Below are 15,856 nucleotides of genomic sequence, written 5' to 3' on the forward strand. Positions count from 1 at the left end.
ATATGTTTCTTTTATATGAGTAATTCCATTGTCAAAATCGAGCACCTCTCCCACAAATACAGCACTAGCTGGGCTATACGGGACATCAATATCGAGATATCGTCCAGCGGTATCGTAGGTCTGCTAGGCTCCAATGGCGCCGGCAAGTCGACGACCATGAACATCCTCTGCGGCGCCCTGAACCAGACGGAAGGTACCGTACTGATCAACGGCATCAATATCCGGGAGCAACCGGAGCTGGCCAAAAGAGAAATAGGCTTTCTCCCCCAGAACCCGCCCCTGTATATGGACCTCACCGTGGATGAATACCTGGTTTATTGTGCCGCCCTACGGAAAATGGAAAAGAGCACTGTCCGCCCTGCCATCGAGGATGCCAAGCAACGCTGCGGTATTGCTCATTTCAGCAATCGTCTGTTGCGCAATTTATCCGGCGGCTATCGTCAGCGGGTGGGTATTGCGCAGGCCATCATGCACCGGCCGAAACTGGTGGTACTGGATGAACCTACGAATGGTCTTGACCCTAACCAGATCATCGAAGTCCGTGCCCTTATAAAAGAGATCGCCGCCGACCGGGCGGTGATCTTCTCCTCTCACATTTTGTCGGAAGTGCAGCTGCTTTGCAAGGAGATCAAGATGATCGAGGGCGGCCGCATTGTATTTGCCGACACCATGGATGCCTTCAATAACTATGTGGAGCCGCACAGTGTGCTGATGCGGATGGAGAATCCCCCGTCCGAGACGGAGCTGTTGTCGATACCTGGAGCGACCAAAGTCGATTTTTTGACTGAAAGACAGATCAGGCTTTACTTCAGCGGAGACCCTTCTATTTCCGGCAGGATCATCGAGTCCAGCGTCCAGAAAGGCTGGGAGCTGCGGGAGATCAACCTGGACAAGAGCTCACTTGATGAAATATTTGCACAACTATCAAATCACTCTTCCAAATAAAAGCTTACATGAAAACGACCTTCAAGATCGCCAGGACGGAACTGGCCATGCTTTTTTATTCGCCTATAGCCTGGTTCCTGCTGGTGGCCTTCCTTTTTCAGGCAGGTCTGGCATATACCAATGCCATCGAAAACTTTCTAACCCAGCAGCAGATGGGCGGAGCGTATGTCAAATACATAAAATTCATCACCGCTAATGTTTATGGACCGCCGTATGGCATCTGGTCGTCACTGTCCAACAAGCTGTACCTGTATCTGCCTTTGCTTACCATGGGCCTGATGAGCCGTGAGATCAGCAGCGGCACCATCAAGCTGCTGTATTCGTCTCCCACCAAGATCAGGGAGATCATCTTCGGCAAATTCATTTGCATGATGATGTACAATCTCTTCCTGATAGGGATACTTGGCATCATCGTCATTTGCGGTGTCAACAATATACAAAATGCCGATGCGGGTATGCTGTTGACCGGGTTGCTGGGGATGTACCTGTTGCTCTGCACGTATGCGGCTATCGGACTCTTCATGTCCAGCCTCACCTCTTACCAGGTAGTGGCGGCGTTATGCACGCTGGTGGTGCTGGCTGCGCTGAGCTATGTCGGGCAGATATGGCAGGACATCGATTTTGTCCGGGACCTTACATATTTTCTCTCTATTTCCGGCCGGGCGGACACTATGCTGGCGGGGCTCATCACGACGAAAGACGTTTTTTATTTCGTGGCTATCATTACTATGTTCCTCAGCTTTTGTATCTATAAGCTACAATCGGACCGGGAGTCGAAGCCTACCCTGGTAAAGGTCGGCCGCTATGCTTTGATCGTCGTTTGTGTGCTGGCATTGGGTTATCTCACTTCCCGGCCCCGGTTTACGGGATACTATGACGCTACCACCACAAAGACGATGACGCTGACGGCCAGCGGCCAGGAGATCATGAGACAGACGGGCGACACTACGCTGGAAGTCACTTCTTATATCAACCTGCTGGATAATTTCTTCTGGTACGGGCGTCCTGATCAGCGTAATGCGGACATGTCCCGCTGGGAGCAATACCTGCGATTCAAGCCGGACATCAAGTTCAAGTATGTTTACTATTATGACAGTGTCGCGGATAAGAATTTCTATAAATTTAATCCGGGACAGTCTATAGACTCGCTGGCAGTGAAATATGCCAAGTCGATGAAGATCAATATGAGCCTGTTCAAGACGCCGGCCGAGATCAGGAAGATGGTGGACTTGTCGGGTGAGCAGGGCCGGTATGTCATGCAGCTGAAATATAAGGATAAGATGACATTTTTACGGCTGTTCAATGATCAGCTGGTATTCCCTACCGAGACGGAGACAGGCGCCGCCATCAAACGTTTGCAGCAGGCGAATTTGCCGAAGATAGCCTTTGTGACGGGAGAACTGGAGCGCAGCATCGACAAAGCCGGTGACAGGCATTATAAAGTGCTGACCAATGATATTACGTTCAGGTATTCGCTGATCAACCAGGGATTCGATGTGATGTCGCTGTCTTTGAAAGAGCAGGACATCCCTGCGGATATTACAGCGCTGGTGATCGCCGATCCCAAAGTGTCGTTCGATACAGTGGCTTTGTCAAAGATCAAGGCGTATATCGCGGCAGGCGGCAATCTGCTGGTAGCGGGCGAGCCGGGCAAGCAGGAGATACTGAATCCTGTCCTGAAGGAGCTGGGGGTACAGTTGAAAGAGGGAATGCTGGTGGAGCCAAACAAGGATTTCTCTCCGTCGCTGATCAAGCCCCTGCTGTCGTCGAAGGCGGCTGGCTTTACAAGGAAGCTGCAGGATGATAAGGACGACAGCCTGGTTACCACGATGTTTGGTGCAGCGGCGCTGACCTATGATACTCATAGCGGCTTTGCCGTGGATACATTACTGGCCACGGTGGCGGGCGGTGGTTGGAATAAGAAAATAAAACCCACCGAGGATATGATCCAGGCGGCGGAGGATGCCACGGGCGACCCAAGTTCAGGTGGAGCTACAGTGATGATTGCGTCCGCAGGCGGGCCTTCGGCAACAGCCATGCCGGAAAATGATGGAAAGCCAAAGGAAAACGGGGCCTGGAAAGGGTTGTCCTTCTCTCCGGAGCAAGGGGACGAAAAGGGATCGATGGTTGTCGCATTGGGGCTCTCCCGTACCGTTAACGGAAAGCAGCAGCGAATAGTGGTATCCGGTGATGCGGACTTTTTAAGTAACTCCGAGTTGGGCAGGAGTAATATACAAAACAGTAACTTTGACTTCAGCACAGGCGTCTTCAGCTGGTTTGCGAATGGCAAATTCCCCATCGACAGCTACCGGCCGCCTTCGAAAGACAGGCGCCTGACGTTGACGGATGGCAGTTTCTATTTCCTGAAAGTGATGTTAATGGGAGTTCTGCCCGGCATCCTGGTGATCATTGGCGCCGTCGTTTTGATCAGGAGAAAAAGAAAATAGTAAACATGCGATTTACAACGGATCAGCAAACATTGGATGACCTGCGTCTTTTTGGCAAGGGCGGTGAAGAATCCATTTATCAGCAGTTCAACCGTACGGCTACCCGTGGCGGCGCTGCGATACTGGAAGAATGGTTCCGTTACCCCTTGTCCGATGAGCGTCACATCAACGAGCGGAGTAGCATCATCAGGTATTTTTCCGGGACGGGGCAGGCTTTTCCGCTCAGACCGGAGCTTTTCGACCAGATAGAGCAGTACCTGGCCAACCAGGACGAGCGAAGCCGGCTGACAGGCAGAGAGCAAAGCCTGAAGGATAGGATGTCGGGCCTGATCGCAGAAGATAGCCAGTATAAGACCATCCACCAGGGCGTCGTGGCGCTTGTCGAGGTGGTGCATGTGCTTCGCGGCATCGATCTGGGAATACCAGCAGAAAAGGAGGGATTGGAGACGTTGCTGGCTGAACCGGTGTTTGTCGGGCTGTCTCAGCTGCCTTTTAAGGGTAAACTGCCCTATGAAAAGGTGGCGGCGCATGACACTCAGCTGCGCTTCCGCCACCGGGACAGCGTTCGCCGCCTGCTGCAGCGGATCTATGTTCTCGATGTCTATATTTCTGTGGCCGCCGTGGCACGGCAGCGAGGCTTTGCTTTTGCAGAGGCGCTGCCGAAAGGCAGGCTCTTCCTTGAGCTAAATGGCCTTTATCACCCCGGTGTGCCCAACGCCGTGTCGAATGACCTGACCATCACGCCGGAGAGCAATATCATCTTTCTAACGGGCGCCAATATGGCCGGTAAGTCTACATTCATGAAGTCATTAGGCATCGCCCTGTTCCTGGGGCACATGGGTATGCCCGTGCCGGCTTCGTCCATGGTCTTTTCCGTACGGGATGCTATCTATACTACCATCAATCTCTCCGATAACCTGAATGCCGGTGCCAGCCATTTCTATGCGGAGGTGCTCCGGGTTAAGAAAGTGGCCCGGGAGCTTAGTCTTGGAAAAAGCCTCTTCGTCATTTTCGACGAGCTGTTCCGGGGCACCAATGTAAAGGACGCGTATGAGGCCACGGTAGCGCTGACGTCGGCGTTCGCCGGTCACAAAGATTCCATCTTCGTGATCTCTACGCACATCATCGAGGCCGGCGACGTGCTGAAAGAGCGGCATGACAATATCTATTTCACCTACCTGCCTACCCGTATGCAGGGGACCAAGCCTGTCTATACCTATACGCTGGAAAAAGGCATCACCGCGGACAGGCATGGCATGATCATCATTAACAATGAAGGCATCCTGGAAAGGCTGAAGAGCGGAAAGCCGAAGATCACAAAAAACAGACTGGTATGAACACGTTCGCAGATAAACAGACCCTGGAAGATCTCAACCTCACGGGAAAATATAAACCGGGCTCTGTTTTTTCTCTTTTTAATAAAGTGCAGACGCGGGGCGGAGAAAAGCTGCTGGAAGAAATGTTCCGAACGCCTTTGCTAAATGCCGGCGAGATCAATCGGCGCAGCGGCCTGTTCCTGTATTTTTCAAAGACGCCGTATGTCTTCCCTTTCCAGGGTTCGGCATTCGCATTGGTGGAAGATTACCTTTGCTCCGGCGGGCAGGGAAGCTTTTTAAGCACGCTTGTATATCTAGCCCGCAAGCGGGTGTTGTTCGCGGTGACCAAAGATGAAGGGTTTGTCCAGCTTCGCGAAGGAATACAGGCGTCCATCACGTTTCTGCGTACGTGCAGAACCTTTGTCGATGGCTTCGATGTAAAGGACCCGGGCAATCCTTTTATTTCCGAGATATTGGACGCCAGGGCCATTTTACATGATACGAGACTGGCCGGGATCTTAGGAGGTGGAGATCTTAATTCGTTGGTAAAGCTGGCATCGGTGCATCACCTGCTGACCTATACCATGCAAAAAGAAATGGAGCAGCTGCTGAGCACCTTGCATCAGCTGGACCTGTTTATTGCCGTAGGTAAGGTGGCAGCGCAGCGGGGTTTCTCCTTTGCGCAGGCGATGCCGGAACAGGAATATATTTTCCATGCGACGAACCTCCGGCATCCCGCCCTGGAGAAGGCTGTCGGCAATGCCATCACCACGGACCGTTACCGCAATGTCGTCTTCCTTACGGGCGCGAATATGGCCGGCAAGTCCACTTTTATGAAATCCTTTGGCGTCGCGCTTTACCTGGGCCATATGGGTTTTCCCGTAGCAGCCAACGATATGGTGTTCTCGGTGAGAGAAGGGCTTTATTCCTCCATCAATGTGCCGGACGATCTGTCCATGGGCTACAGCCATTTTTATGCGGAAGTGCAAAGAGTAAAGCTCATCGCCGACGAGGTCGCCAGCTCGCGGTCGCTGGTGGTCATCTTCGATGAGCTGTTCAAAGGCACGAATGTAAAGGATGCGTATGAAGCTACGCTGTCCGTGACGGCTGCTTTTGCAGAGTACAGGAACTGCACCTTTATCATCTCCACGCATATCGTGGAAGTGGGAGAAGCCCTGCGGGATCAGGATAATCTGCAATTCACCTATTTGCCTACCATCATGGAAGGCAAGACGGCAAGATATCCATATCAGCTCAAAGAAGGCATCTCCGACGACCGGCATGGCATGATGATCATAGAACAGGAAGGCATTTTGGAAATGATCCGGCGTTAGCTTTATTCATTTACACCGGCAAGCGCGCTGGGGTCGATGGCCAGCGCCTTGTCCTGGTATAGTTTTGTTTTGTCGGCATTGCCGAAGGCCGTTTCAAGGTCTGCTTTCAATAGCAGCACGGTCACGTTCTTCGGGTCTTTTTGCAGGTATTTATCGATGATCTTTTGCGCCTCTTCGAATTTTTCGTTTCCGATCAGGTACCAAGCTTTTTCCAATTCCAGTTTTTCAGACGCTCCTTCTTTTGTGATGCGGGCGTTGACATCCTGCAGTGCCTGGTAGCTGTTGGATCTTGCCTCGGCCAACCTGTATAGCTCCAGCGAAATGGAGATGATATAGTTTTTCATCCCCCCTTTCAACATGGCGATCTGCTGTTGTTGTTGGAGATTGGCGCTGTCTCCCAGGATATTATAGCATAAGGCCAGCGCTATATGATTGGTGGCTTTAAACCCGGCTTGTTCTTTTTGGTTGATCTCGTTTATCAGTTGGTTGATCTTTGCCGGAGACTTGTCAAGGTGTGAATGCTGGATCACCTGTTCCTGGACGGGCGTCAGGCCAATGGCGTCCAACAGGATCTTTTCGCCCTGGCGGTTATGGAAAAAGAGGGAATAACATTTTGAGTGATAGACCTGCAGGTTCATATATACCTGGTTGGTATCCGTTTTTGCCGTAATCGTTGCTTCGGCCGCCTCTACATTCTTTAGCGCTTCATTATAATTTTTTTTCGCCAGGTAGTACTCCATTTTTTCCAGGTAGGTGTCGAAGTCGTCCTTTGCTACGATTACCAGGCCATGCTGATACTTCTTTTTAGAGGTGATATTTCCTTGCTCGTCCCAAAAGGTCCAATCTCCGTTCTTTTCGAATTGGGTGAATTGTCCTGTCATTTTTTGTTTGCCTGTCTCATACCATTCACGCCAGGTGCTGTCCTGGCTCCCGTCCGTGAAGAAGCCTTCCTGTTTTTTTTGACCGTTCTCATAATACCAGGTGTATTTCCCATGTAGTTTCCCTTCTGAGTAAGTACCCTTTTTTTCTATGTTGCCGTTCTCAAACCAGAATGTCTCTTCTCCGTCTTCGACGTTATGGGAGTAGCTGGTTTGTTTTTTTATCTTTCCGCTTTCAAAATACAATTTCCAGATCCCGGTCCTTTGTCCTTTATCGACAAAGCCTTCCACCTGCTTCAGATCCTTTGCATACCACCCGACGATTTCTCCGTCTGGGATGCCGTCCTTGTAGGTGACGACGGTTTGGGTATCCCCATTGGGAAAATAGACGTAGGCTTTCCCGGTAAAGGGGGCCCTGCCCGCCATTTCATAGGCGAGGCCGCGTTTGGTGATCAATTCATTCATCTTAATCTGTCCGGATGCCAGCAAAGGGAGGAGAAAAGAAAATAACAGCAAATATTTCATATAGACCTGATTGGTGCCGCCAAAATACAACAAAAGAACAAGTATTTCAACTGTTTAGGGACCCTTGTAGAAATGGTGTCAATGGATAGGGGGCACAAAAAAGTCGTCCCTTTTACTATTGGGACGACCTCTTAATCTTACACCTATAACAAAATACTCGTTTTCCCCGTCGTATATTTTATCAGATAATCTTCCACCAATTGCCGGTTATTCCCTGTTGCCCGCATCGCCTCCTCCACTGTCTGTCGGGATACGAGGAATTTCTTTTGTAAATAGGTTTTTTCAAAGCTGTCTGCCTCGGCTATCTTAGGACCGGGGCCGCCTTTTTTTAAATTATTAGCTGGCATATGCAATCGTTTTTATAAGTAATCAATCCAGGATCCAAAATTACAACACTTAAAAAGATTTATACAAGAAGTAAGTCAATCTCCGGAATAAAATCCCGGAATAGATCCGGCAAGGCAATGGTATTTCGCAACTACATAGTATCGAAGAGGATATGAAAAGTGACCCCGGCCAGCGCCGGGCTGTATTTTTGCCCGATGTGGATTTGTGTCAATATTGAAAATCAATACTTTATAAGGTGATTGCAAGCGACAGATCCTAAAAAGTGAATTAACCGGTAGCCGGAGCCAGTCGGATCCCTGCCATTTTAGTTGAAGGATTGCCTGAACTCCAAAGGAGAAAGTTTGGTTTTGATCTTGAACAGTTTGCTGAAAGACTGCGGATGCTCAAAGCCCAGCTCATACGCGATCTCACTGACTGACAAGTTGGTGGTAGATAACTTTTCTTTGGCTTTTTCGATGAGTTTGTTGTGAATATGTTGCTGTGTGCTTTGCCCCGTCAGTACGTTCAATATGCCACGTAGGTAACTAGGGGATACGTTTAAATTTTCGGAAATATACTGAACCGTAGGTAAGCCTTTTTCCAGTAATGCTTCGCTGCTAAAATAGTTATTCAACAGTTTTTCCAACTGGTCCAGGATTTGGTGGCTGGCTTTTTTGCGTGTGATGAACTGGCGATGGTAAAACCTTTCCGAATATTGGAGCAAAGTCTCAATTTGTGAAATGATAATGCTCTGGCTGAACTTGTCAATATTGGAATGGTATTCCTGCCGGATAAGCTGAACGATGCTGTTCAAGGTGGATTCTTCTTTTTCCGAAAGGAACAAGGCCTCATTGACGGAATAGTCAAAGTAATCGTATTGTCGGATGGTATTGGCTAAAGGCGTATTCCATAAAAAATCCGGATGGATGAGCAATATCCATCCGGATTGCCTTACAGGCAGGCTGTCGGTAACTTCCACCCTGAAAACTTGCCCCGGCGCCATAAAGAACAGGATGCCTTCATCAAAATCGTATTCCTGTTGTCCATACTTCATTTTGACGGCAGGATTCCTTTTTAACGAGATGGAATAAAAATCCAATACCCAACTGGTCACATTATACTCCGGGGAATGGTTGATGTCAGTATAGTTCACCACGCTTATCAGGGGGTGTTCAGGTTTGGGTAGCCCTCTTAGCTGATGAAATTCGCTGATGGTTTTTATCCTGTATGGTTGTTGGCCTGCCACCTTTCTAAGATAATGATTGTTTGTTATACATGGTCGCAAATTCTTTGGCGAAGTCTTTCAGCTTAATCCTTCCTAATGTTGGCGGATGGCGGTAATAATCTTCATATAATACACCCCCCCGCCTGCTTGCATTCATTTCTACAAAACCTTTGGCTACCTGCGGGTTCATCCCCGCTGCCAATAATCCCTCCAGGGATTGTTCATCAGGGATGACTACCCATTTCAGATCTGGTCTCCCTATGGCTTCGCCCAAGATATGGGCCACTTCATTGGGGGACACTTCATCGCTTGCAATGTAACGGATGGTCCTGCCCTCAAAAGGCTGCTGTATTGTTTCGGCAATAACTGCAGCAATATCCAATGGCGAGACCCAGGGTTCCCTGTCATCGCCGCCATAATTGGAAACGATGGCGCCTTGTGCTTTGATGGTGGGAATAAACGCAAACATGTTGTAGTAAAAGCCCACAGGACGCATAAACTTAATGCTAACATCGTCCGGCAGTTGCCGCAATATATTTTCTACATCGTGATGAAACGCAAGGATACCATTGCCTTTGTCGGTATGGCCGCCAATGCTGCTGAGATGGACAACGCGCTTAACTCCCGATTGTTGAATGGCTTGTTGGTAATTACGGCCAATCCGGCTGACGGTCGCCATGAGGTCAAAGTTGGGGTCAAAGAAGCTGCCATAACCTGCTGCTTCCATAATATAAACGGCATCTGCCCCTTTGAAGGCAGCAGCCAGGAAACCGGCGTCTTCCATAGTGCCGATGGCTGCCTTGGCTCCTAGTGTTTCAATCTCTTTTTGCCTTTCGGGTTTGCTGCTGACAACTGTCAAGGAGTGACCTTGCTGTACCAGGAGTTCGGTCAACGGCTTGCTGATATGCCCTAACGAGCCAGTAATAGTGAATTTCATTTTTCTGTTTTTTGCTACTGCAAACTTCCGCCACCGCCTTACCATAGTTGTAGCCGGATCGCCTTTTGTTGTAGCCAAAAAAATACCCCTCGCTCATGTTGCGAGGGGTCACATGTTTAAACAAAAATTATATACCTGGTTATCGTAATTTCTTCAATTGTATATTTTTAAAATCTATCGGTTGCCCTTCACTTTGCAACGCGATATAGCCAGATGTAAGCGGTTTACCCGGTTGAAAAACGGTGCTGTCATATCCCGTTACTACGCCTCCACCCATGGAAGGCTTGCTGTATTGCAGGACGGTGTCGCCGTTAATGATATGGGTTACCAGCGAATCACCCAGCACGATCAGTTCTGCATGAACCCAGACGTTTTTTTCGTAGGTTTTCGAGCTGGAGTTTAGACAATGTTCATCGAACTTTTTCCCATTATACACAATATCCGTTCCGGGTGAACACATATTGCCGGTTGGGCGGGGCTTGCCATCACCAAGCCCTCCCAATAACTGCATTTCAATGGAGATGGGCCAGTCCTGTTCTTTTCGGATAGAGTAGGGGTCTTGTGAGTGAAACATCATGCCGCTGTTCATATTCGTATAGGAAGGCGCGTCCGTTCGCCAATCGCCGACAAAGCGGTAATCAAATTTCAGGTGAAAATGAGAAAAGGGAGTTTTATAAAAGAGATGGCCAAACTGGTTGTTGAAATCGCCATATTGATCATATCTCACTTTAACCATACCATTTTCAACCCGAAAGGTATTGCCGAAATTGTCACCGGCCTCATGATGATGGATTTTAACTACCCAGTCATTGATGTCTTTTCCGTTGAATAGTTTTATCCATTCATTGGTTGTTGCAGTATTGCGGGAATGGGAGCAACCAAGCATCAAAAGAATAGGGAGACTTTTTAAATATTTGATCATATAAAGGTTGAGTTAAAGCCTGAAGATACGGAAACATTGCCTGCCTGAGCCGTAGGTTAATAGATATCCCTTATTTTTACTTTATGACTGGAAATGCAACTCAACGATACCCTGCATCTTACGCGCTTATAGATCAGGCCACCAGGAAATCAGGCTTTACAATGGCTTCAGATGTTAACGTGTGCTCTTTATTAAAAACACTGGCCGCTTCGAAACCTGGCGGTAAATTCCTGGAATTGGGCACCGGCACCGGTCTGTCAACTTCCTGGATCCTGGATGGGATGAATGCTTCAGCTACACTGATCTCTGTTGATAACGACCCTGCAGCGTTACAAATAGCGAAGCAGTACCTGGGCAATGACCACAGATTAAAATTAGCAGAGTCGGATGGCGCCCGCTGGATCGAACAAAATAAGGAGCTCAAATTCGATTTTATATTTGCTGATACCTGGCACGGCAAGTATCTGATGCTGGAAGAAGTGCTGAATATGCTTAATCCTGCAGCCCTATACATTGTAGATGACATGCTGCCCCAGGAAAACTGGCCCGACGGGCACCATGAAAAGGTTACAGCGCTGGTAAAAATACTCGAAGACAGAAACGATCTGCTAATCTCTAAACTCCACTGGTCTACAGGGGTTATTATTGCTGTGAAACACCCTGCTGATTGATTCTGCCATCCGTTTCGCATTGGCCGGGCAATCGGAATTGGCCGGGCCGCCGGTTAGCTGTGTAGATATGCCATGGGCATATTTATGAGAGAGACATCTTCGCGCGATGTCAACGGCTAAATAGTTCCTGTCAACGGCTCAATGGCCGGTTATTCCGCTATCCGTCAAACTAATAGGATGGGAAAATAAGAGTAAATTTAAAAATGTTCCACGGACCTGGTCTCAGATTTATATGCTTCCTTTTCTCCTTCTGCCTGAATATCGCTGTCCCCGGCAGATACCTGTGCAGGCGACAAGAGTTCCGGATTGAAAAAAATAATAAAATATGGCTATAAGACCCCTCGCCAAAACCTTTGGCTACATCTATCTCTGCTGCATTCCTGTTCTGACCTTTATTTTCGCATTTGCCCTGGGACACATCACGTACAAGCTCTATATTCCCATCTGGCTGCTGAATTTTTGTATCATGGTCTGGGCCGTTTGGGCGCTGGGGTCAAAGGCTTTCCGTGCAGTGGAAAAGGAAAGAAGATACCTGGCTTATGGCAGTTGCTTACTGATCCTGACCATTTGTCTGCTGTCGATATTGTTTGGAATGGGGGCGCCTCCCGGTACGATACAGGAATGGGTAGATACGGCCACCGAACAAAAGGCCCGGTTTGATATCCTGCTGGCAGACGGTATACTGGTCGCACTGGGACTTTCCCTTATCAAGCTCGTCCTGCAGGAGAAAGGAGAAAAACTATATACGCAATTGGGCTATACCGCCATTGTCATTGCTATTCCATTGTTCTTTATCAACACCTCTTTCTGGCATAGCTTTGCCCTGCAAGCATTTAAGATAAAGATCGCCAATGGCATTGGCAGCAAACCGCAGGAGTGGTATGCGCCTGCCGCGCAACAGATCTGGATCATCACCATCGGACAGGTGCTGCTCACGTATTTTTCTGTCGCCATGTTCGCCAGCTCTCTGCGGCAGACAAAGATCTTCAGACGTGTACCGGCAGGTATATACATCACGTTCAGCATCGTTGCCATTGTCTCTATTCTGCTCTTTCCTTTATATCCCGGCGCCAGCGCCTTTTCTGGATTCCCTTATTATCCGTTCATGATCCCTGCCGTGCCGATCATGTTGTGTTACTATGTGGGTGTCAACCTTCTTAGGAACAGCGCTGCCGGGTAATATATATCGCCCGGCTACCATCCGCTCATCGGGTCATGTGAATTGCTCATTCGTCAGTTTTGGCTGTACGTAAAAGCGCAATTTTACGTTGCCGCGCGTTTCCAGATACCGGCGGTTTTTTTCCAGAACCAACAATTTGACCTATTATGAAACTTTTTACGCTTGCCTTATCGCTAGTTCTGTTTGCGAGCACCTCTTCCTTTGCCCAGTGGCTTGACAATTCCAACAAATTCAACGACAGTCTGCATATGCCGGTGTGCATAGCCGCCGATAACCAGCAGCATACGATCGTCGTCAAAAGTGAGGATGGCGGATATTTCCTCGTCTGGGAGGATCAACGTACACGTGCGAACGGGACGGATATCTATGCCCAGAAATTCGACAAGGACGGCAAGCGGCTTTGGGCTGTCGACGGGGTGCCGGTAGCCTCGAGTGCGAACGACGAGATCTTTCATGACGCGCAGAATTTCGATTGGCGTAAATATAGTCTTGCCGCGCCGGACGGATCGGGAGGGCTATATGTCTGCTGGAACTACCTGGTGCTGTCAGGTAATCATAATGGTAACGGCGTGGCGGCGCAACATCTGCATGCCGATGGATCCCGTGTATTCGGGGATGCCGGAGCGATCCTGGCCCCACCCGCCAGTATACAGTATGGTAATCCCCAAATGGCGCCCGATGGCAGGGGAGGTTTTTTTATCGGCTATTTCGAATTTCAAGGCGGCCCGAACGATCTGCTCGTCTTTTGCTATAAGGACGAAGGAGGCACGCTGAAATCCTATGGCGGCGGGAAGATGAACGAATATGGTAAGGAGGAGGTGGTGAACACCGAATGCGGCAGCCAGTTTAAGGTGAGCTACGATTATCATGCCGCCGTACAGTCCTTCATGCTCTATCCCGATCAGCAGGGCGGCTGCAACGTCGTGATGGCCCTCACTACCGGGCCCAACGAGATGTACCTGGGATACAACCGGCTGGCCCGCGTGAAGAAGGACTGCCATACCACGGTGCGCAAACGGTTGGGTGGTACGGACCCCGCAACGACGACTATTTTCGAAAAGGATTATAAGAAGGACAGTGTCGTACAGATGTATAACTTTACAACCTACTCGTATACCGTCTCCTGTCATCCTGCCAACAATCCGAATACTACCATCGTCTACACCAATACAAAGATCGAGAACAATGGTTTGGGCTTCGTGCCCCTCAATAGCGATAATCCCAGATTTTTTGTCGACAGGCCGCAGGGCGTGATCCTGTCAACGGGCGGGAACATCAATGCCGAGCTGATATCCACGTCCGAAAGATGGCAGGACAGCAAAGGCGTCATCAGCAACTATCACTTGCATGGTTATTACCGGCTGAACGAGATCTATGACAGCATTCCCTATGAACTGTGCACCGATCTGGATCATCCTTACATGGCGTACCGGCCCATCCTTCCGGACAATGCGATTCCGACGGATACCCTGCTCGCCGGACCCGACACCCTGATCGGTCATACGCTGGACAGGCAGCCTGAAAACTATTGGCTGGCGGGATCAGGCAATAAGGTATGGACGACTGTCATGGGCCCGGATGCAGGCACCTACAGCGTATACCTTCAGGAACTGAAGCTGGTAAGCGCGGGCACGAAGAAATATACTTTTGTGATCAACACGGCTGATAAGCTGGGGGTTAAGATCGGCCAGGAGATCCCCACCGGAGGCTACACCTCGGCGGTAACTTATAATACGCCTGCCATCGCTACCGACGACAACAATGGGCACGCCCTGTTCTATGTCATGGAGGGATCGCGGTCGGCCAGAGTGAGCCCGATCGAAGAAGGTGGCATCCTCAGCTGGGGCTCGATGGGTAAGGCCATCAGCAGCGGTTACTGGGCCCGCCGCGAGCTGGGCAGCCAGGATCCCATGGCCGTGCTTAGCAATGATGGGAAAGGACTGATCGCCTGGGATGCGCTGCGATACGACGACGTCAATACTTCGAGGAATATCTTTATGGAGCGGATCTCGGATGTCTTTACGGCGGCCTATGAGCCTCCGCTGCAGACGCTATCGCTGCTCACCACCTCCGGTTCCTCAAGCATACCCGCCTACCTTACAGGCGGCACGAATGTCTGGACGACGATAGACGGACTGGTCTTTAACTTCGGCGGCAGTAATAACGTTACTACACCGATAGTGTCGCTGAAGGACAACTATCCGCTGGGTTTTGTAAAGGTAAGCACCTACGAGTGGGCCAGCGCGGTCCGCCTTACCAATGGCATACCCTATCTCAACCGCAACTTTACGATCACGGTGGATAACAACCCCAATGGTAGTGGCAATATCCCCATGCGATTCTATATTCCGCAGGCGATGTTCGATGCGCTGAAGACGGCTGATCCTGGTATCAGGAATCCGGGCGATCTTGGCATTATCGACCAACCAAGTGCCGGCGCCACTGCTCCATCGGCCTATACGCCGACAGGCAATGAAAAAATGCTTCCTCTCACGGGATGGGGCGCCATCGACGGTGGTTATTATATCGAGTTCATTGCAAAAGGTTTCAGCAATTTTTTTATCACTAAAGGCGTGGTGCCGCTGCCGCTGAAATGGCTGGACGTCCAGGGCAAGCTTACTGCGCTCAACGCAGCGACTATCGGCTGGACGGTGACGGAAGAAAAGAATGTGAGGGGGTATACGGTTCAGTACAGTGCGGATGGCGGCAGCTTTGCGGACGGATGTACGACGGGGTCTGGCAACAGCGGGTTAACGACCTCGTATAGTTGTATCGTGCCCCTGCCGGCCGCCGGCACCTATTCTTTCCGTGTCAAACAGGAGGATATCGATGGAAAATTCAGCTACAGCAAGATCGTCGTGCTGAGGTCGGCTGCGCCGGAAATCTTCTCGGTGAGCCCGAACCCGACCAGCTCGTCTGCGACGCTGAGGATCCCCGCCGGTTCGGTGGTGAAGAAGCTAACCTTGCTGAGCATCAGCGGAATGGTCGTATGGCAGACGACGGGTGCGCTGAATGGCGCGGTGACGATACCGATGGGACAGTTGCCGGCAGGAGTTTATCATCTGCAGATAATGGGGGACAGCGATGTACACGTACTGAAGATCATTAAAAAATAACGACAACGTGTCGTTATTCCTGTGATTTACTTG

General features: G+C 49.9%; 13 protein-coding genes. 7 read left to right on the plus strand and 6 right to left on the minus strand.

Translation table 11 applies throughout. The features are described 5' to 3' along the window. Window positions 1-15: 15 nt before the first annotated feature. The 4 genes from Q4E93_RS02230 to Q4E93_RS02245 are packed head-to-tail and all read left to right on the plus strand — an operon-like array spanning window position 16 to window position 6,042. Entirely contained in the window at window positions 16-945 is a 930-nt protein-coding gene (locus Q4E93_RS02230) for an ABC transporter ATP-binding protein (protein ID WP_303582456.1), read from the plus strand. Between the two features lie 8 nt (window positions 946-953). After that, complete coding sequence (locus tag Q4E93_RS02235; RefSeq protein ID WP_303582457.1) at window positions 954-3,392, plus strand: Gldg family protein; 2,439 nt, start codon at window positions 954-956, stop codon at window positions 3,390-3,392. Between the two features lie 5 nt (window positions 3,393-3,397). Beyond that, entirely contained in the window at window positions 3,398-4,729 is a 1,332-nt protein-coding gene (locus Q4E93_RS02240) for a MutS-related protein (RefSeq protein ID WP_303582458.1), read from the plus strand. Continuing rightward, window positions 4,726-6,042, plus strand: coding sequence for a MutS-related protein (locus Q4E93_RS02245; protein WP_303582459.1), 1,317 nt, complete (start codon window positions 4,726-4,728; stop codon window positions 6,040-6,042). Before Q4E93_RS02240 ends, Q4E93_RS02245 begins: the two co-directional genes overlap by 4 nt. Window positions 6,043-6,044: 2 nt before the next feature. Here the strand turns inward: Q4E93_RS02245 and Q4E93_RS02250 are convergent, their stop codons facing one another. The 5 genes from Q4E93_RS02250 to Q4E93_RS02270 all read right to left on the minus strand — a co-directional run bounded on the left by Q4E93_RS02250 (window position 6,045) and on the right by Q4E93_RS02270 (window position 10,856). Then, a complete protein-coding gene (locus tag Q4E93_RS02250) occupies window positions 6,045-7,445 on the minus strand; it encodes a toxin-antitoxin system YwqK family antitoxin (RefSeq protein ID WP_303582460.1) in 1,401 nt (466 codons plus the stop codon). 143 nt (window positions 7,446-7,588) lie between these two features. Continuing rightward, complete coding sequence (locus tag Q4E93_RS02255) at window positions 7,589-7,792, minus strand: DUF3606 domain-containing protein (RefSeq protein ID WP_303582461.1); 204 nt, start codon at window positions 7,790-7,792, stop codon at window positions 7,589-7,591. A gap of 305 nt (window positions 7,793-8,097) precedes the next feature. Continuing rightward, a complete protein-coding gene (locus Q4E93_RS02260; protein ID WP_303582462.1) occupies window positions 8,098-9,018 on the minus strand; it encodes a helix-turn-helix domain-containing protein in 921 nt (306 codons plus the stop codon). A 4-nt stretch (window positions 9,019-9,022) separates the two neighbouring features. Then, on the minus strand, window positions 9,023-9,934 hold the full coding sequence (locus Q4E93_RS02265) for an NmrA family NAD(P)-binding protein (protein WP_303582463.1): 912 nt from the start codon (window positions 9,932-9,934) through the stop codon (window positions 9,023-9,025). Window positions 9,935-10,073: 139 nt separating this feature from the next. Continuing rightward, the gene (locus tag Q4E93_RS02270) at window positions 10,074-10,856 is read right to left on the minus strand and encodes a 3-keto-disaccharide hydrolase (RefSeq protein WP_303582464.1); all 783 of its coding nucleotides are present in this window, start codon (window positions 10,854-10,856) and stop codon (window positions 10,074-10,076) included. Window positions 10,857-10,939: 83 nt separating this feature from the next. Here Q4E93_RS02270 and Q4E93_RS02275 point away from each other — a divergent pair, with 83 nt between their 5' ends. Then, complete coding sequence (locus Q4E93_RS02275) at window positions 10,940-11,527, plus strand: O-methyltransferase (protein WP_303582465.1); 588 nt, start codon at window positions 10,940-10,942, stop codon at window positions 11,525-11,527. Here the strand turns inward: Q4E93_RS02275 and Q4E93_RS34410 are convergent. Beyond that, on the minus strand, window positions 11,465-11,635 hold the full coding sequence (locus Q4E93_RS34410; protein ID WP_368501856.1) for a M36 family metallopeptidase: 171 nt from the start codon (window positions 11,633-11,635) through the stop codon (window positions 11,465-11,467). The genes Q4E93_RS02275 and Q4E93_RS34410 overlap by 63 nt on opposite strands. A 217-nt stretch (window positions 11,636-11,852) precedes the next feature. On the opposite strand from Q4E93_RS34410, the gene Q4E93_RS02280 reads away from it, so the two are divergent. Both Q4E93_RS02280 and Q4E93_RS02285 read left to right on the plus strand, forming a co-directional pair. Next, window positions 11,853-12,707 carry a hypothetical protein gene (locus tag Q4E93_RS02280; protein ID WP_303582466.1) on the plus strand — a complete coding sequence of 285 codons (855 nt, stop codon included), beginning with the start codon at window positions 11,853-11,855 and terminating at the stop codon, window positions 12,705-12,707. A gap of 146 nt (window positions 12,708-12,853) precedes the next feature. Beyond that, window positions 12,854-15,823 carry a T9SS type A sorting domain-containing protein gene (locus tag Q4E93_RS02285; RefSeq protein WP_303582467.1) on the plus strand — a complete coding sequence of 990 codons (2,970 nt, stop codon included), beginning with the start codon at window positions 12,854-12,856 and terminating at the stop codon, window positions 15,821-15,823. Window positions 15,824-15,856: the final 33 nt, after the last annotated feature.

The organism is Flavitalea plasmicola, from assembly GCF_030546645.1.
In the GTDB taxonomy this organism is placed as follows: Bacteria; Bacteroidota; Bacteroidia; order Chitinophagales; family Chitinophagaceae; genus Puia.